The following is a 17,438-nucleotide window of genomic DNA, read 5'->3' as shown; positions in this document are numbered from 1 at the left end:
AAGGTGCGGAGAAAACTCCGCTGTCACTGCATCATATCGTAAAACTAGTTTTGAGGGGTGGATAATCAGTTCCCTAGAGGTACTTCTCCAAGCTGCTCTCCGCCATGCGGGACAGCTGCTCACGCACCGTGCGGGCACGAGCCTCACCCACACCGTCCACGGCGCGCAGGTCCTCAAGGGACGCCGCCATGAGAGCCTGCAGGCTACCAAAGCGCTCCACCAGACGCTCAGAAATAGCGTTCGGGATGCTCGGAATGCCGGCAAGCAGGCGGAAACCGCGAGGCTGCAGGGGTAGCTCCAGGTCGGGGTTCTCACCAAAGCCGACAGTGCGGGCAATCGTGCGCAGATCCACGATGTCCATATCGTCCAGGTTCTGCAGAGCCTCAACGCCGGCGGTAATCAGCTCGTCGTTCACCTCGGGCAGGTAGTCGCGCAGAATCAGGTCGCTGGCGGTCATCTCGGGGGCGCGCAGCTCCTCCAGCTGCAGGGCAATCAGGCGGCCGTGCACGCCGAGCTCCAGCACGTAGTGGCTGACCTCGCGGATAATGCGGTTCACCATCTCCATGCGCTGCAGGGTCATCGCCACGTCGCTCAGGGAAACGTTCGATTCAATCTCCTGGGCAGACAGGTTGGAGAGCACCGAACGCAGACGCTTCTTGTAGCTTTCAAGGGTCTGAATCGCCTGGTTTGCGCGAGCCATCAGGTACTGGCTGTCCTCAACCATGTAGCGGGTGCCGTCAACGTACACCGAAATCACGGACATCGATGCACTCACCGAAATCACCGGGAAACCGGTCTGAATTGCGGTGCGCTCGGCGGTGCGATGGCGGGTGCCGGACTCGTTCGTTTCAATGGAGGCGTCCGGCATGAGCTGCACGCCGGCGTGCAACAGGCGGGTGGCGTCGCGGTCGCAGATGATAGCGCCATCCATCTTCGCCAGCTCGCGCAGGCGGGTTGCCGAGAACTCAGTGTCGATATTGAAACCGCCCGACGACAGGGAGGATACGGTGCGGTCGGATCCGAGTACGATGAGTGCGCCCGTACGGCCACGCATGATGCGTTCCAGGCCCTCGCGGAGCTCGGTGCCGGGGGCGATTCGGGCGATAGTTTTAAGCAATAGGTCACTATAATTCATCTGCACGAAAACCATTGTACCCGTAAGGGTGGTTATTGAGCCAGGTCAGGGGCGGAACGGCGGGCTAAAGTGCCTCAAAAACGAACGGATATTCTCGATATTTATACGGGAGTGCACCGGGCTAAACTATCTGCGTTTAAGAGTAAAAATGCGTTCTGTGGCACCCCATTTCGCCGTGACCAAACACCGCGCGCCATATCGCCCCAGACCCTAAAATAGACCCATGACCGCGCGCACGAAAAACACCAAAACCGCACCCGCCTACCGCTGCACCGAATGCGGCTGGACCACCGCCAAATGGGTAGGCCGCTGCGGCGAATGCCAAACCTGGGGCACCGTTGAAGAAGCCGCCGGGGGCACCCGCGCGCGTACCCGCGCCGCATCCAGCGTGCAGAAACCCGCCCAGCCCATCGCAGAAGTCGACTCGCGCGTAGCCGCATACATGAGCACCGGAAACCCCGAATTTGACCGCGTGCTCGGCGGCGGACTCGTACCCGGCGCGGTCATCCTCATGGCGGGCGAACCCGGCGTGGGTAAGTCCACCCTGCTGCTGGATGTTGCCGCCACCTTCGCGCGCGGCACCGCCGGGATTGCGGGGCAGAAGGGTGGGCAGAACAACCCGGTGCAGAACGTCCAGCCGCCGCGCCCGGTCCTGTACATCACCGGCGAGGAATCCGCCGCGCAGGTTAAACTCCGTGCCGACCGCATCGGCGCCATCGCGCAGACCCTCTACCTGACCAGCGAAACCGACCTCGGCACCGCCCTGGCGCACATTGAGCAGGTCAACCCTTCCCTGTTGGTCATTGACTCGGTGCAGACCCTCGCCTCCGCGGAAGTTGAGGGTAGCGCCGGCGGCGTGACCCAGGTGCGAGAGGTCGCCGCCTCCGTGATTGCCGCCGCGAAGGAACGCAATATGTGCACCCTGCTCGTGGGCCACGTGACCAAAGAAGGCACCATCGCGGGCCCGCGCCTGCTCGAGCACCTGGTGGATGTGGTCTGCCAGTTCGAGGGCGATAAGCACTCGAATATCCGCATGCTGCGCGCGATTAAGAACCGCTTCGGCCCCACCGATGAGGTGGGCTGCTTCGACATGCACGAGGACGGTATCGCACCCGTGCTGGACCCCTCCGGCATGTTTGTTTCGAGTACCCCGCACCCGGTGGCGGGCACCTGCGTGACCGTCACGATGGAGGGCCGCCGACCCCTGCTCGCCGAGGTGCAGGCGCTACTGGATCAGGCGGTGGCACCGGCACCTCGCCGCACTGTCTCCGGTCTGGATTCGGCGCGTATTCAGATGCTGTTGGCGGTGTTGCAGCGCCGCGCCGGGCTGAACGTGGGCAAACTCGACTGCTACGTCTCCACGGTGGGCGGCGCGAAAATTGCCGAGCCCGCCGCCGACCTGGCGTGCGTCATGGCGCTTGCCTCGGCGGCGCAAAATAAGCCGCTTCCGCGTAAGCTCGCGGTCTTCGGCGAGGTCGGTCTGGCGGGTGAGGTGCGCGCCGTGCCGGGCATCCGCCAGCGCATTGCGGAGGTGGGCCGCCTGGGCTTCACGCACGTGCTGGTGCCCGCCTCCCCGACCGGCGTGGGGGACGTGCCCGAGGGGGTCACCGTGCGCGAGGTGACCACCCTGGGCGAGGCGCTGGCACTACTCTTCCCGCAGAAGTAAAACAGCAAAAGCGAGGAGGGGGCTCCCGGCTGACGTGAAGGTCACCGGGAGCCCCCTCCGCTGTGTCTTGACGGTCGCCACTGACCCCGCTAGAACCCCGCTAGGAGGAGCGGCTCTCCTCCTCGTTCTCGTGCAACATGATGTTGATCGAGCGGGTGTGGAGCTTGTTCGTGCGGTGGGTGTTCACCGCGCTATCGGTCACGTCGTCAACCACCATGGAGTCATCCATGTCAGCGTCAACAATCGGGATTACCGAGGTACGCGGTGCGTGCTTCGTGACCGCCTCACCCAGGGGCACCAGAACCGCCACGGCGTCCTGGTGGGACATACCGGTTGCCTCCATAAAGTCGACCACGATCAGGCGGAGCATCAGCACGAGCGACTCGCCCTCAAAGGTCGCCACACCCATTGTGCGCGGCTCGAGGGTGCCGGCAAGCTTAATCATGCGCTCGCGTGCCTCCATCATGTAGTGCTCGCGTTCGCCCTCCGTCGGGGCAGACATGCCCAAGCCGAGGCTCTGCGCTGCCAACGACAGCTCGGTCAGCGCGTCACTGAGTGAAAGCTGCGCGGCAGTTCGTAGCTGCACGTGGTGAATCGTGGACGCCATGCGGCGGTTGAGCACGCGGTCGTTACGAATCGCCAAATCCACCGCGGCGAGGGTCTTCGCCATGCGCGCCAGCTCGCCCTTGCTCTTGCGGCTATTCCAGGACAGCTCGCTCATGCCCTGCGCGGTAATCAGGTCACCGCGGCATGCATCGTAGAGCGGCTGCAGGGCGCGCGCATCGAGCAGGCTCTGGTACGCCTTGTTGTAATCGTAGTAGCGGATTGCCTCGGAGGAGAGCTGGAAAACCTTCGCGAACGCATCCATGAGAGCCTGCGCGCGGGCACGCGGGTTCTTACGCGGGTCGCGCGGCATCAGATACATCGCGAGGAACGCGAACGCGCCACCGACGATACCGTCAAAACTGCGGGTGAACGCATCGTCAGGTACGGGCAGCAGCAACGTGAAACAGGCCTGGAAGCTGAGCTGAATCGTAAAAATAATGCCCTTATCAATAAATCGGGCAATAATCACGGTCAAGAAAAGCACCACTGCCGCCTGCCAGGTACCGTGACCGAGCAGGATCAGCAGAAGGTCGCCAATGAGAATGCCGAGGGTCACGCCGAAGGAGACCTCAAGGATTCGGCGGGAATGCTTAGCACCGCTTACATAGCCGAGGGATACGAGGGCAGCCACCGGCGCGAAAATGGGCTCGTGGTGGCCCAGGACGCGCTCAGCGAAAAGCCAAGCGCCCATAGACGCCGCAACAATCTGCACAGACTGAAAGAAGTCTGCTCGGACTCGGTGAATACCCTCATGAATGAACTGTCGGGTGTTCTGTTCAGTAGTGCGTAGAATGTCTGCGAATCGTGCCATGGGCACCATCATACCGGCGCACATGCGGTGCACAAGGGGGTAGGGGAGTGTTGGGTTGAAGTGTGAGAGACCCCGCGCCCCGAACCCCGCTTAGCGCCTCGGCTTGGGCGGTTTTGCGTGCCGAAACCTCAGCTTGCGTGCCGAAACCTCAGTGCAAGGGGCTTAGCCGCGAATCTAGCCGCGGAGGCGGCGCGCCACCCTCGCCAGCAGACCCGGCTGGGCGGGATGCGCCTCGGCGGGTGCTTCAGAATAAGCCTCAACGGTGACGGGGCGCGTCTGTTCTGCACCGTGCGCCCCGTGAATACCGTGCGCGCTGTACCCGCCACCGATTGTGCGGGCGCGCTCGAGCTGCCGGCGGTGCTCGGCATCCCAGGAATGCGCCCGGTCAGACATCGCCCACTCGAACCCCGCGGTGAGGGAGGTTTCGGTGAAGAGCTCGCGGGCGGCACGGACGGTCGCACCCAGCGGCTCGGGGAGCGCCGGAACCTGCTCCACGGCGGGGAAGGGCGCGGGTGCCTCTACTTCGTCCAGCTTTTCTGCGCCAGATGCAAGAATCTGCGCCAGCAGGTAGGCACGTTCGGCTCGCAGAACCTCCAGCAGCTCGGTGCGGCGCGCATCCGATGTCACCGCCGCGTGTCGCAGGGCGGCGGCAACCATCAGCTCGGGAACACCACCGGCGAGCATGCCCAACGGCAGGGTGAACTCGCCCAGCCCGTACAGGCTCAGGGCGCCGCCCACGCGCATCTGCGTGAAGGCATCCGGCACGAGGGCAAGCACGGGAATACCCGCCGCGGCGGAGAACACCGCCGGGTGGTAGCGGCTGGTCAGAGTAAACGCCGCCGCACGGTGCACGGCGATGCTCTGGTCGGCGTGCAGAATCGGTAGCAGGGTCGCCGGGGTGGATGGGCTGAGCCGCTCGGCGATGCGCTGGTGCGCCTGAATATCGCCGCTTGTCGGGTCCTGCGGGTCACCGTAGTGGCTCAGGAAAACGGGTGCGTAGCCGTGCTCGCGCCACATGCCGTCGAGTAGGCGCGCAATCTGCTGCGCCTGCTGGTCGGTGCACTCGTTGACGGTCACGCAGACGTACTGCTCCGGCAGCTCATCCAGCGCCTGACCTGCGGAAATACCCTCCGCATAGTGCAGGGTACGTGCCGGGGAAGCCACCGAGTAGTCGGTGGCGTCATCTACGCTCAGGCGCGCGTCAATACCCCGCTCACGGCACCAAGCGAGGGAAGAACGTTCACGCACCGTCACCGAGCGGGCGGTGCGCAGCATGCGCTCTAGAACCTGCGCGTCCTCGGGGCTGAGGACCGGGCCCAGGGACTGACCGGTCACGTACACGGGCACGCCCGCATGCTCGGCGGCACGCACCGCGGCGGCACGTTCGTAGAGCAGCCAACCGTAGCGGGAGTTGAGGTTACCGCCGCCGGAGACCACAACAGCGTCCATGGCGGCGATAGAGTCTGCAAACTCCACCATGCGCTCAACGATCTGCTCCAGCGGATGCAACACCTCGGGCAGCGCCTGCACCTGCGGTAACGCCACCAGCTCGGCGGTTGAGGGGCGGTCCCGGTTGGCGTGCAGCTCCACCAGGATGCACTCGAGCGCCGCAAGGGTCAGCTCGCGTTCAGCCGGTGCCCAGGGGAAGAGGAGGAACGGCAGGTACTCGTAGGGGGCGCCCGCCTCATGAGCAGCCGCGCCGATATAGCGCGCCGAATGGCCCACATCGCGGGTCATGAGGGTGACCGCCGCGCCGCCTTCGGAAAGTGCCTGGGCGCTCGCGATGGTCATGGCCTCGTCGCCCACGTGGTAAGTGTGCTGGCCAATATCGCCGATGACGAGTACGCGCGGTGCTTCATTAAAGTGCGGTGCTTCAGTAACGGGCAGTGCTGTAGAAGAATGATTGTTCTCTGCCACGGCTATGCGCCCTTCTCGCCGGTAGAACCAGTCTCATCACCGCGACGAGCCTGAGAACGCTGATTGAGCGAACGCTGCGCGAAGGAACGCAGTGCACGGCCCGGTGCGCGCAGGTGCTTCAGAACCCGCAGGCGCTCCTCGATGCTCTGCTGGCGGGACTCAATAGCCTGCTGACGTGCCTCAATACGCTCCAGGCGGCTCTCAATAGAGCGCAGAATGTCCAGGGATTCGCGGGTCAGATCGTGCCCGTCAATCACGCGGCGCTCCAGGTCAGCCGCCAGATGTGCCTGGTACAGGTATGCGCCCGGTCGGGCACCCGCCTGCAGATCCTCGCGGATAGCGCGGGCACGCACCATCGAATCGAAGCGGGCGTGATCAGCCTGACGCTTCACGCTATTCGCCTCGGAGCCCTCCGCGTCGGGGCGCAGCGACCAGTACGCCAGCGGCTCATCCACCAGCAGAATGTCTGCAACAGAGGCGGCACGTATGTTGAACTCCCAGTCGCCGACCACCGGCAGGGACTCGTCATAGAAACCGACGAGCTCGTGCAGGCTGCGGCGGTACAGAATGCCAATCGGCACGGCACGGTTCGTGCGGAACAGGAACTGCAAACCCATGCCGGGCAGGCCGTCGTGGAAAATACGTTCCTCGTACACCTCGAACTCGCCCTCGGCGTTTTCGCGTTCGTACCGCTCCACAATGCGGGTGGTGCACATGAGCGCGCCGCTCTCTCCCAGCGCGGCGACGGTGCGTTCCAGGAACTCGGGTGCCCACAGGTCGTCGTCATCGTGAATCGCCACGAATTCGGAGGTGGTCGCCGCCAAACCGGCGTTGGATGCCGCCTCCATGTTGTCGCCGGCGGTGGTCAGTAGCTGCACGCGGCTGGACCCCTGCGCGCCAGAGCCTTGCAAGCCCAGCGGGGATGCCTCAATGACGGCGCGGGTTGCCTGCTCGTCGCCACCGTCGTTAATCACGCAGACCGTGTAGTCGGTGAAGGTTTGCTGCGCAATATTCTCCAGGGCGCGGCTCAAGAAGCGGGGGCGGTCCTTCGTGCGGACCAGAATAGCTACGGTGGGAGAAGACATAACCACAATCAGTCGAGGGTGAGTGGGCGCGTGCCAGCCCAAGAACTCAACCCATTATGAAGGTGTGCACTGTTCAGACTCAACCCGCCGCCCGCCTATCCCGCGGCAGTGGGCACTGTGGGGTATGCAGCGTCCCTAAAATCTAGTGGATGGACTGTAGCGCCACCATTGCGAGCACTCCGAGCACAAAGCACGCCGGAATGGTTACCAGCCACACCAGAAGAATCTGCAGAACAATCCTGGATTTCAAGGCGTTAAAACGCTGGTTCACGCCCGCGCCGAGCGCCGAGGCGGTCGCCAGGTGCGAGGAGGAGAACGGCACCTGCAGCAGGAAGTAGCCGAGCACCTGAACCACGGCGGTGGTGCCCTGGGCAACTGCGCCGCGGAACGGGTCCAGACGCACCATCTTGTAGGCGAAGGTGTAGCCGATGCGGCGGCCACCGGTCAGCGTGCCCGCACCCAGGCTGAGGGCAATGATGAGGGCGCCCAGCAGCATCCCGCCCCTGGTGAGGGACTGGAGTAGCGCCGGGTCCATGATGCGTTCGCTCAGCAGCGCCCACAGCAGCAGGTACAGGTAGCCGGTCTGCAAGCCGTGCAGTAGCGAAATCGCGGAGGCAGACACCGCCAGCACCTCGCGGGCGTGCTGATTCACCAGGCGCGGGTTATGCCCCACCACGAGCCGGTAGAACGGCACCACCATCAGCCAGGACAGCAGAAAAATGAGCGGCGGCAGGTAGAAAAGCGGCAGTAGGGTCGCCCCAAAAATATGCGGCAGGAAGGCGAGGGAACCGAATCCTTCAGCGCCGTCCTCGAGTTTCGTCTGGGTCCACCAGCTCACACCGGCGAGGGCACCGACCAGTGCGTGAGTTGAGGAGGACGGCAACCGCAGGAACCAGGTGAGCACACCCCAGATAGCGCAGACGAGCAACGCCGCAACGATGCCGTTCAGGCCGGTGGTACCCTCCGGGGCGCTCACCCACGAGGCGGAATACTCACCGAGCAGCAGGAACGCACCGACCACACCGAGCACGTTGAAGAGCGCGGCAAGGTACAGGGCGGAGCGCTCGCCAAGGGCGCGGGTACGCACCGGAACAGCGACGGCGTTTGAGGCGTCGTGCACACCGGTCACGTAGACCGCGGCAATGAAGGCGCAGCAGGCTAGAAGACCCAGGAACATTAGGATTCCTGAACGATAATGCGGCCGATTTCGGCGGACACATCACGCATAGCGTTGGAGGCGGCGGTCAGCTGCGCCAGGAAGGTGGCGTAGCGGCGGTACCGTTCGGGGGTGTAGCGCTCGGCAATGTACGCGTCGTACTCTTCGGCGGTGCGCAGTGCCTGGCGGGAGATGCGCAGCATGTCCATCCAGTAGTTGTCGAGGCCGCGAATATCGGCGAGTTTGGGGATGACGGCGGCGGTCAGCACCGCCTGACGCTGAATGATGTCCAGGATTGAGGTGATGTGCGTGGCGAAGCCGTCAATGCTGTGCAGGGACAGCACGTGTGCGGCGCTGGTGAGCTTCTCAACGGCGTTGGTGAGCTTGCGTGCCAGCGTGTACAGGTCTTCACGCGGAATCGGCGGGGAGAAGGAGCTGCGCACCTCGGTGAGGGTGCGGAACAGCAGGTTCGTTGAGTCCGCCTCGTGGGTGAGCATGCGTTCGAAGAGTTCGGGGTACTCCGCGACGGGGGAGCCGACCATTTCAGAGAGCAATGCCGCAGCCTCACCGACCTGCGCTGAAATTTCAGCGAGGGAGGCGAGGGATTCGTTGGCGTGGGGGAAAAGTCGGTGCAGCATAGTTCCCAGTCTAACCAGTATTGGGTGCTGCGGGTGCGCATAGCCCGCGCGCATCTCATGAGCGCCCGACCTGCAAACGTTACTGTGGCGGCTTGCAAATGTTATAGCGCCGACCTGTTCGCGGTTGCGCATGAGGGTTTTAAACAAAAAACGGTGGGGGTCGATTTCTCGACCCCCACCGGAACGTTTAGGGATGTCGGGTTGGGAGCGCCTCTCGGCGGAAGGCCGCTCGAAGCGGCTAAAGATTTGGAGCCCGGGGCTACCTATTAGCAACCCGACATCTTGTAATTATTATCCACCCGCACCCGGCGCAGAGTCAATTAGAAACAGGCTTTTCACGCCTTTGCGACCCAATGTGGAACCTGTGCCAATTCGCGGCACGAACCCGCATTTTTAGGCGCTCAAACGTTGCAGAAGACTAGAATGCTTCGAGGCTGGTCTGCGATTTTTCCTGCGCAGAATCAGCCCCGGAACCCCCGCTAGCCTGCTGACCAGCCTCAACGGCGCGTAGCTGGGCGGCGACCGCCTCCAAATCGTGCGCGATCTGCTCCATCTGCTGAGCCTGACGCGGCAGGCGTGCACGACGCTCCACCGCCTCACGCTTCACCTCGTGGCTACCCGGAACCGCACCATCCTGACCGGCAGAGCGCGCATAATCGGTACGAATACCCAACGCCACCACGTGCGCAAACGCCGCGCAACGCTCCATCGCAATATCCATATCGCCGGTGTACAGGCCCGCCAGAATCTCATCAATCGTGCGGACCACCTCATCGGCACCGGGCGGGTCGGGAACACCCGCCACCACGTGCGAACGGTAATCCTCCGCCATGGCCAGCTCAAAGGCGCGGCTCACCCCGCGCGGAGAACGGTGCACCGTATCCCGCAGCCAGTACATGCGCCACAGCGCACCCGGCAGGGAGTGGGCGCTCGCGTGGGACCAGAGTTCGGCGAGCATCTCGATACCGTAGTCGTCGGTGAAGCTGACGAGCCGCTCGGTCATCTGTTCATCGGTGCCGCGTCCGCGCATCAGCAGGATGCGTGCGGAGGCGTGTGCCGCCTCTTCGCGTGCGGCGGGGTCCATGCCGCCTTCGTGGCGTTCAAACTTTTCGGCGGAGTAGAGGACGGGGCGGTGGTGGGTGCGGTGTCGGGTGCGTCCGGAGGCACCGGTTGATGCTGCGGGTGTAGACATAGGATTTCCCAGTGTACCGTTCATCGGCTGGGAGCCGGTAGTGTATAGTATTTCTATCTGCACACTTTCAGTTTTGTGTGGATAGGAGCGCCTTTAGCTCAGTCGGTAGAGCTACGGACTTTTAATCCGCAGGTCGTGGGTTCGAGCCCCACAGGGCGCACTAGCCGACCCGTCGCCTCCCGCTTTGCGGGGGTCGGCGGGTTTTTGCGTCTCCACCCTCATGCGTGGGGTTTTTACCCCGTGTTGATTCCGGGTGGTGGGGCGTATTCTGCCGGGTTGGTCTGGCAGTTTTTGATTCGTGTACGTTGACCTGAAAAGATGAGGAAACCCCGTGAGCGTCACCATTAAGAACCCCGAAGAGATCACGATTCTTGCCACTGGCGGCACGATCGATAAGTTCTATTCGGTGGCGGGCACCATGGATATTGGTGAACCTGCCGCTAAGGACCTGCTGGACCGCGTGATTACCGATATCCGTTTTGATATTCGCCCGCTGATTGGCAAGGACAGCCTGGACATGACCGATGAGGATCGTGCCGAGCTGACCGAGGCGCTGAACGCTGTCACTAACGACCAGGTGCTTATCACTCACGGTACCGACACCATGCCGGAGACCGCCCGCTACCTGGTGGAGCACGCCGACCTGGGCGATAAGGTTGTGGTGCTGACCGGTGCGATGCAGCCCGCCGTGATGGCTCGTTCGGATGCAGGTTTCAACCTGGGTGCCGCTATTGCCGCCCTGAATCTGCTGGAGCCGGGTGTGTACATCAGCATGAGCGGTCGTATTTTCCCTGCTGAGAGCGTGCGTAAGGACCGTTCTCGCGGTATTTTTGAGGGCTAGGATGGCTGACTCCGCTCGCACTCCGCAGACGCAGTCGGGTTCTCACGGCGCACCGCGTTCTGCCGCTGAGCTTGAGCAGGTGGAGGGTTCCTCGGATCTTGTGCCGCAGGAGCATATGTCGCAGGCGCAACTCATGCAGCTGCAGGCTATGGAAGAGCTGGAGCAGCAGGCTGACGAGTTCTGGAATGTCTCCAGTGATTACCCGCTGCCGGCTAAGAACTTGTACCTGGTGCGTGTGCTGCTGCTGGTGGTTCCTTCGCTGATTATTGTTTATTACTTCATCCGCGTCACGCTTTTCCCGATTGGTGCGGTGCCACTGGTCTACCTGGTGATGCACATGTGGCTTGCCATGATTTACCGGGCGAACCGTTCGGTGAAGTTGGTGCTGCTTGCGAATGTGGCATCCGGGGTTGCGGCTGCCATCATGACGGCGTTCTTCACCTATGTACTCGTGACCCTGCACGGCCCGCAGACTCTGCTGGACCGCGTGGGCATGTTCTATACGGTGACCCTGCTGACGGTGATGGCTTCCTTCGCGTTGGAGATCCTGTTCTCGCTGTTCTACAGTTTGGCGGTTCGCAGGAGCCTGCGCCGTAGCAAGCGGAAGAAGGCGGAGGAAGAGCGCCAGAATGCAGAAGAGCAGAAGGTAGCAGAGCCGAACGCGGAAGCTTCGCAGGCGGCGGAGCAGGGTTAACCTGCGCCTCAACAGGGCCAAATAATGATGCTGGGCGGCGTTGCCTGCGGCGCCCAGCTACTGCTCAGATTCCCTTAAAGTACGCGTGATACGGTAGAGACAGAAACACGACCCGCACCTGCCAGGAGGCCACTCATGGGCGCTACACACCTGAATACAGATGCCGCTTCATCCGAGGAACGCCCGGATGAGGATACCGGTATGCAGACTCGCTTTCAGGCGCCTATTCGTCACGTGACTCCTGCTACGCCGGAGGTGTCTGTCCCGCTGAACGCACCCCCGGTGGTGACTGGTTCGCATCCGGTTATTTCGGCGACTTCTACCGTCATTATTCAGGATGGTACGAACCCGCCGATTGTGGTGCGTACGCACCCGACGGGTCCGTTGCCGCCGTTCCCGGGGCAGGGTCAGGTTCCCGCTTTTCTGCGTACTTACACCGCTGAAGAGGTGAAGGAGCGCCAGCAGATGCTCAAGAAGAACCTGCTGGTCCGCGCGGTTATTCTGTGTATTTTGAGCCTGGTTGAGGGCCTCATTATTTCCCAGTACACGCAGCCGTTGGCGATTTGCTTTGGTTTTGTGGCTGCTCTTTACCTGGTGGTTCAGATGTGGCCTCTGATGCGCCCTCCTCGTGATTCGGCGGATGCCTCCGTGTATAGCGTCTGGGCTATCTGTTCCCTCATCGGGTATGTTGCGGTGGGGCTGGTGCTTTCACCCATCACGTTCCTGTTGTTGATGCTTGACTGGGCTGGGGTTTCGATGGGGCTTGACCCCATGCTGGTGCTCGTTCTTTTGGGCCTGGTCTGGTTGAGCGAGGTTGGCTTATCGTTGCTGACCATTTACCGCTTCAATAATTTGAGGATTGCGATGGCGAATCGGGCAGATCAGCCGTCGTTGCCTGACAGTATTTCTGCGACGGTTGATCCGTCTATTTCTTCCTAAAGTTTTTGAGGCGGCGCGGTAGATGAACACCGCGCCGCCACCCACACACCACACACTCGCTCATACATCTTCCGCACACTATCAGCCGACATCCGAAAGATTCCGCTATGTCCGCCGTTGAGTCCTCTCCGCCATCCGCTCCGAACACCACCCATCCTACGAAGCCTGCCACCCCGACCCTCGTGTCGGTGGCAGGTTGGGTTCTGCTCGCTATTGCTGTGGGCTGGCTGGTGCTGATTGGGTACACGGGTGTCACGTATGCGACGACGCAGCTATCGCATTTTTCGACCTGGCGTGCCCAGTCGCTGGTGGAGGCGCAGGCGTACTACCCGGTGATGTTCTTGCTGGTTAGCGCCTTCGGTAACGTAACCCTGCACGGCTTCTGCACGGTGGCGTACCTGCGCGGTTACCGTTGGGCGGCGCTGGTGCTTTCGGTGGCGTTGGCGTTGGGTGTGTTAGCGTCCCTGCTGATTATGCTGGCGGTTGCGGCTCTTTTGGGTACTCTGAATGGTGCGCCGAGCCAGGATGTTGAGCTGCTGCTCAGTAGCGCTTCACCGCTGTACACGCCCGTGTATATTGCTGCGCCGTACATGCTGGTGTGCGTGGTGGCGTTGGCGTTGGTGTGGTCTCGTCAGTCGCGTTCTTACATGGAGGCGCGCCGTGATTGGCGTCTGCGCCGTAGCGAGGACTACCTGATTTAGCCTTGCAGATTCTGGTCGTATAGATTCTAGCCGCGGGTTTCGGGCCTGCGGCTCACCGATAACATTATTCACCAACCACTATTCACCAACCACTGTTAGGATGACCCGTGCACCCTACTTCCGAACCTGCACACGAGTCCGTACCGCAGACGAGCCCCGGCGTTGCCAAGCGTACCTACGATGAGAGGGCGGCGTTTGAAGAGGCAAAAAGGAACCTCGGCATAGTTGGCGATAAGGAGCAACAATTCGACCGGGGAATGGCGATTCTCGGTAAAGCGTATTCCATTGCGATGATGCTCATTCTGGTGTACTTCCTCTTGGACGCGTACCAGATTCTCGTAACTGCGGGTCGTAGTTTGAACATCGGCTCGTTCATTGGCTATGCCGTGCCGAAGATTCTGCCTGACGCCGTCTTTGTGGTGCCGTTCCTCTGGTTCGTTCTGGACTACATCAAGGCAGGGTACGTTAATCCGCGCCGCCTGCTGATGCTGTACCTTCTGCTGTGTTCCTTGAGCGGTGTGCTCTCTTTTGCCGGTGTCTTTGGCCTGGCGCAGGTGCTTTTCCCCGCGTTTACCGCCCTTGACCCTGTATCGCATCCTGCTACCGCCTCGTCTATCGTGACGCAGGCTCTGGTTGCGGTAATTACGGCGGGTAGCGCCGTTCTCCTGTTTTTGCTGACTCGCCCGGCTGTGGGCGTGGTCCCGAGCCCCGCGGCGATTCGGGAGCAGATGCAGATCATTAAGGACAGCATGGCGGATGATGAGGAAGAGCCGACCCGTGAGGATGTTCTTCGTCAGATCGAGAAGGAAGAAGGCCCGGTCAAGGACTCTACCGAGCATCTGTTGCGTGAGCTTTCCGCCGATTATGCGTTGTCGAAGGACCCGGCGGAGAAGAACCGCCTGCTGGCTGAGATACAGCAGGTTCAGCGCGCCCAGAAGGCGGGTGTAAAGCCTAACTTCGGAGGCGCGTCTGGCGGGTCGGATAAGCCCCAACAGGAAGCGCACGATGGTGCGAAGGCTACCACCGCCTCCACCGCGCCTGCCGCGCCTCAGGTGGTGCTCCCGCCCCGCCCGAAGTCGCTGCGTATCGTCATGCGATGCTTTGTCGCCATTATGGCGGTGGAAGCAATCCATAAAATCTTCCTACATATGATTGATGGGCGTTCAGCTGGTGGCGTCGAATTATGGGTGGGTTTCATTATCCCCGGTATAGTGCTCCTCCTCGTTGAGCACGCCATACCGATGTTTGTCCTTTGGCGACTGTGGAGGGGCCGATTCTGGGCGTATGTCGTCATCTTTATTAGCTTCGCTTATATAGCTATCAGGGGCTTGATAGATTTTGTGAACACCTTCCTGACGACTGGTTATCTTTCCCGGTTGCTGAATGGTACGCAGACGTGGAGTTCTCAGTACTACGCGTCAGCTGTGCTGTCTGAGAATGTTGCTGACACCTTGATTACGCTCCTCTCCACCCTGATAGTTGTGCTGCTCATTAGCCGTTCCACCAGGATTTATATGGCTACCGCGAGGTTGGCACGGATGGAAGCACGCGAACAGGTGAACGCCGGTGACGGTTGGATTGTTGCGCATCAGGATGCAGAAACGCGTACTCACCTGGAAGAAGAACAGACCCGCAGGGAAGAAAAGGAAACTAACCGACGGGCTGAAGAAGCGGTCGCTCAGCAGTACAAGAGGGCCCGCCGTACGGATGCGCGGAAGAACTCCCGCAACGAACAGCGCGGCTACAAGGATACTTCCGTGTACACCGAGGAAGGCTACCGCCTCAACTAGGGCGGGAAGCCCCTCCCCATGGGGAGACTCTTTGCCACCTGCCCCGTGCTACAGCGCGCGAGGCAGGTGCGAAGAGAAGAAAGGAACAATGATGTCAGAACGTACCCCAAAGCAGCCGTTGAACGATCCGGAGTACACGGTTCCCGAGTACAGCGTGCTGTTGCCCTCCAGCGAACCTGAAAACAGCGCGGCAGAGGGCGATGCCGTCTCCAGCAACGTAGCTTCCGGTAGCGCCGCAGACACTAGCGCGGCAGAGGACAACGCACCCGGCGGCAGCGTCTCCGAACACGCCAGCACCCCCGAGCAAACCACTACTGGCTACCGGAAGGCGACCACCGGCTACACTGCCGCCTCCGAGCAGGTAATTCCGGAGCGCCCGAAGGCTATGCGCAGCGTCATGTGGTGCGCTGCCGCCATTATCGTGCTGGGGCCCCTGAGTAATTTTCTACCGATTCTAGGCCGGTCACATATCGATTTTGAGATGGTGGTGAGTGTTTTCTTCTATGCCCTGGTGGTTACCCTCATCCTCTCCGCCATCCCGATTTTTATTCTCTGGAAGATCTGGGATGGCCGCGAGTGGGCGCGCATTCTTACCATCATCTACTGCGCTCTCGCGGCTGCTAGCGGTGTGCTTATTCTTGCGGATAATTTCTCGGAGTTAAGCTCTAGAGCGGCTGCGGCGTCCAGCCTGGTGCGTATCGTGAGCGGCGTTTTTACTCTCATTCTTTACCTCCTGATGATTGTGCTGCTGACTCGTGCTCCTATTAGGACGTACACCCAAATCGTTAGCGGAGCACGTGCACTAGAACACCAGCAGATGATGTCTGAGACGAGACAGGCTGCCGGTCAGGTCCCGGCAGAACTTCGAGAACTTTTCGCTGATGACAAGGACGGCGAACGCATCTCATCAGAGAGAAACAACCCTCGCCCGCCACACCGTAGCGCTGGATGGGGCACGTAGAAAGGCGCAACAACGTCAGGAGTTCCGAGGCTAGCTCTCGGAATGGCGCACGTGATGACTCGGGTACCTCTGAATACGCTGAGAAAGGGTACCGCCTTCCTGGGGTGTGGCGCGCCTCCTTATATCCTTGGGGTAAGACTCTTTAACGCCCGCCCTGTGCACTGTAACGCGGGGTGGGCGCCAGGGGAGAAAGGAATGACGATGTCAGAACGTACCCCGAAGCAACCGTTGAATGACCCGGAGTACACGGTTCCCGAGTACAGTGTGCTGTTGCCCTCCGACGAGGCTGAAAATAGCACGGCAGAGAGTAACGCCGCCCCCACCAGTACCGCCCCCAGTGGCACTGCAGAGAGTAATGCGGCGGGGGACAGCGCACCCGGCGCCAGCGCCTCCGAGCAAACCACCACCGGCTACCGGGAGGCGACCGCCGGTTACGCTGTCGCCTCCGAACGTGCGGGTCGGGTACGCCCGAGGGCCCTGCGCAGTGCTAAGCGGTGCATGACCGTCATCATTATTCTGTTGCTTTTCAGGAATATTCAAACGTTCATACTCCTTAAGAATCTAACCTCCAGCTTGGGGGCGCTGTCTCTTCTCTTCACGCTGGGCTTCCCCCTCATCTTCATTTTTATCCAGATTTTCCTCTTCTGGAAGACCTGGGAAGGGCACAGATGGGCGCACATACTTATCCTCGTGTGTAGCGCCTACGAGGTCTTGAGCCGTATGTATTGGTTTGCGCAAGATTTCTTCATGGATTCCAGATATCTCACCTGGCTGATGGAATATTTGCAGTCCTACGACTCTATGGACCTGGCGATTTCTCTTCTCTTGAGTACCGCGGTTGGTGTTGTCATTACTATCCTCTACATCCGAAACATTGTGTTGCTGACCCGTCCCCCTGTGTGGGCGTACACGACTGCCGGCAGCACGCCGCATAGTCAGGTTGCCGGTCAGAATCCGCCAGAACCCGGTGCGAACTCCAACGAGGGCGGGAACCGCCTCAACTAGGGCGTTTGCCCCAGACGACACCACTATCACCAAAAGGTTCAGAGCATGAAAGGGGTGGGGATACCAGACGGTATCCCCACCCCTTTTGCGTTAAACATCGCAATCTTCTAGCTGGTAAAACCCTTTGAGTTGCCTAAAAGGTTCCAGTCTTTCTATAAAAAGCCCTATTTCCCCCTGGGCTTACCCTATACTGAAAAAGTATTATTCTCTCAGCTAACTACATCAAATAACTCTTTTAGGTAGGTTTCGCGTAAATCTACCTAAAAAAGTGGAACAAACACCGATTTGCACACCATAGTGC

At 61.1% G+C, this 17,438-nt stretch carries 15 protein-coding genes and 1 tRNA gene; 9 read left to right on the top strand and 7 right to left on the bottom strand.

Features of this window, described 5'->3' with window-relative positions:
• Nucleotides 1-73: 73 nt before the first annotated feature.
• On the bottom strand, nt 74-1,150 hold the full coding sequence (gene disA / locus HMPREF2682_RS05850; RefSeq protein ID WP_012902785.1) for a DNA integrity scanning diadenylate cyclase DisA: 1,077 nt from the start codon (nt 1,148-1,150) through the stop codon (nt 74-76).
• A 208-nt stretch (nt 1,151-1,358) separates the two neighbouring features.
• Here disA and radA point away from each other — a divergent pair, with 208 nt between their 5' ends.
• Entirely contained in the window at nt 1,359-2,801 is a 1,443-nt protein-coding gene (radA, locus tag HMPREF2682_RS05845) for a DNA repair protein RadA (RefSeq protein WP_070832243.1), read from the top strand.
• A gap of 100 nt (nt 2,802-2,901) precedes the next feature.
• Here radA and HMPREF2682_RS05840 read toward each other — a convergent pair whose 3' ends face one another.
• From HMPREF2682_RS05840 to HMPREF2682_RS05815, 6 genes are all read right to left on the bottom strand, one after another.
• On the bottom strand, nt 2,902-4,230 hold the full coding sequence (locus HMPREF2682_RS05840) for an FUSC family protein (RefSeq protein WP_070832240.1): 1,329 nt from the start codon (nt 4,228-4,230) through the stop codon (nt 2,902-2,904).
• Between the two features lie 162 nt (nt 4,231-4,392).
• Nucleotides 4,393-6,135, bottom strand: a complete 1,743-nt coding sequence (locus tag HMPREF2682_RS05835; RefSeq protein WP_070832237.1) for a polysaccharide pyruvyl transferase family protein — start codon at nt 6,133-6,135, stop codon at nt 4,393-4,395.
• Nucleotides 6,136-6,137: 2 nt separating this feature from the next.
• Complete coding sequence (locus tag HMPREF2682_RS05830) at nt 6,138-7,220, bottom strand: glycosyltransferase family 2 protein (RefSeq protein WP_070832234.1); 1,083 nt, start codon at nt 7,218-7,220, stop codon at nt 6,138-6,140.
• Between the two features lie 142 nt (nt 7,221-7,362).
• Nucleotides 7,363-8,397: an inorganic phosphate transporter gene (locus tag HMPREF2682_RS05825; protein ID WP_070832231.1), complete on the bottom strand. Its 1,035-nt coding sequence runs from the start codon at nt 8,395-8,397 to the stop codon at nt 7,363-7,365.
• Entirely contained in the window at nt 8,397-9,014 is a 618-nt protein-coding gene (locus HMPREF2682_RS05820) for a hypothetical protein (protein WP_005504391.1), read from the bottom strand. The genes HMPREF2682_RS05825 and HMPREF2682_RS05820 overlap by 1 nt, the downstream gene beginning before the upstream one ends.
• Nucleotides 9,015-9,432: 418 nt before the next feature.
• Nucleotides 9,433-10,206 carry a histone acetyltransferase gene (locus HMPREF2682_RS05815; RefSeq protein ID WP_083321763.1) on the bottom strand — a complete coding sequence of 258 codons (774 nt, stop codon included), beginning with the start codon at nt 10,204-10,206 and terminating at the stop codon, nt 9,433-9,435.
• 87 nt (nt 10,207-10,293) lie between these two features.
• On the opposite strand from HMPREF2682_RS05815, the gene HMPREF2682_RS05810 reads away from it, so the two are divergent.
• From HMPREF2682_RS05810 to HMPREF2682_RS05775, 8 genes are all read left to right on the top strand, one after another.
• A tRNA-Lys gene (locus HMPREF2682_RS05810) sits at nt 10,294-10,366 on the top strand.
• 171 nt (nt 10,367-10,537) lie between these two features.
• Nucleotides 10,538-11,047: an asparaginase domain-containing protein gene (locus HMPREF2682_RS05805; protein ID WP_070832225.1), complete on the top strand. Its 510-nt coding sequence runs from the start codon at nt 10,538-10,540 to the stop codon at nt 11,045-11,047.
• 1 nt (nt 11,048) lies between these two features.
• A complete protein-coding gene (locus tag HMPREF2682_RS05800) occupies nt 11,049-11,741 on the top strand; it encodes an amino acid transporter (RefSeq protein ID WP_070832222.1) in 693 nt (230 codons plus the stop codon).
• A 135-nt stretch (nt 11,742-11,876) separates the two neighbouring features.
• Entirely contained in the window at nt 11,877-12,680 is an 804-nt protein-coding gene (locus HMPREF2682_RS05795) for an organic solvent tolerance protein OstA (protein WP_070604992.1), read from the top strand.
• A gap of 107 nt (nt 12,681-12,787) precedes the next feature.
• Nucleotides 12,788-13,381 carry a flagellar type III secretion system protein FlhB gene (locus tag HMPREF2682_RS05790; protein WP_049349909.1) on the top strand — a complete coding sequence of 198 codons (594 nt, stop codon included), beginning with the start codon at nt 12,788-12,790 and terminating at the stop codon, nt 13,379-13,381.
• A gap of 107 nt (nt 13,382-13,488) precedes the next feature.
• A complete protein-coding gene (locus HMPREF2682_RS05785) occupies nt 13,489-15,171 on the top strand; it encodes an ABC transporter permease (RefSeq protein ID WP_070832219.1) in 1,683 nt (560 codons plus the stop codon).
• Nucleotides 15,172-15,259: 88 nt separating this feature from the next.
• Nucleotides 15,260-16,132, top strand: a complete 873-nt coding sequence (locus HMPREF2682_RS05780; RefSeq protein WP_246827259.1) for a multidrug ABC transporter permease — start codon at nt 15,260-15,262, stop codon at nt 16,130-16,132.
• Between the two features lie 201 nt (nt 16,133-16,333).
• Nucleotides 16,334-17,137, top strand: a complete 804-nt coding sequence (locus HMPREF2682_RS05775; protein WP_246827258.1) for a hypothetical protein — start codon at nt 16,334-16,336, stop codon at nt 17,135-17,137.
• Nucleotides 17,138-17,438 lie beyond the last annotated feature (301 nt).

Origin of the sequence: Rothia sp. HMSC061D12, assembly GCF_001836735.1 — a bacterium.
Taxonomy (GTDB): domain Bacteria; phylum Actinomycetota; class Actinomycetes; order Actinomycetales; family Micrococcaceae; genus Rothia.
This window is presented reverse-complemented; position numbering and strand designations above follow the sequence as displayed.

Coding starts and splice junctions, on each gene's coding strand:
- HMPREF2682_RS05795 (WP_070604992.1), top strand. CDS start 11,877: ATGGGCGCTACACACCTGAATACAGATGCCGCTTCATCCGAGGAACGC.
- HMPREF2682_RS05840 (WP_070832240.1), bottom strand. CDS start 4,230: ATGATGGTGCCCATGGCACGATTCGCAGACATTCTACGCACTACTGAA.
- radA (WP_070832243.1), top strand. CDS start 1,359: ATGACCGCGCGCACGAAAAACACCAAAACCGCACCCGCCTACCGCTGC.
- HMPREF2682_RS05820 (WP_005504391.1), bottom strand. CDS start 9,014: ATGCTGCACCGACTTTTCCCCCACGCCAACGAATCCCTCGCCTCCCTC.
- HMPREF2682_RS05780 (WP_246827259.1), top strand. CDS start 15,260: ATGATGTCAGAACGTACCCCAAAGCAGCCGTTGAACGATCCGGAGTAC.
- disA (WP_012902785.1), bottom strand. CDS start 1,150: ATGGTTTTCGTGCAGATGAATTATAGTGACCTATTGCTTAAAACTATC.
- HMPREF2682_RS05775 (WP_246827258.1), top strand. CDS start 16,334: ATGTCAGAACGTACCCCGAAGCAACCGTTGAATGACCCGGAGTACACG.
- HMPREF2682_RS05830 (WP_070832234.1), bottom strand. CDS start 7,220: ATGTCTTCTCCCACCGTAGCTATTCTGGTCCGCACGAAGGACCGCCCC.
- HMPREF2682_RS05815 (WP_083321763.1), bottom strand. CDS start 10,206: ATGTCTACACCCGCAGCATCAACCGGTGCCTCCGGACGCACCCGACAC.
- HMPREF2682_RS05800 (WP_070832222.1), top strand. CDS start 11,049: ATGGCTGACTCCGCTCGCACTCCGCAGACGCAGTCGGGTTCTCACGGC.
- HMPREF2682_RS05790 (WP_049349909.1), top strand. CDS start 12,788: ATGTCCGCCGTTGAGTCCTCTCCGCCATCCGCTCCGAACACCACCCAT.
- HMPREF2682_RS05825 (WP_070832231.1), bottom strand. CDS start 8,397: ATGTTCCTGGGTCTTCTAGCCTGCTGCGCCTTCATTGCCGCGGTCTAC.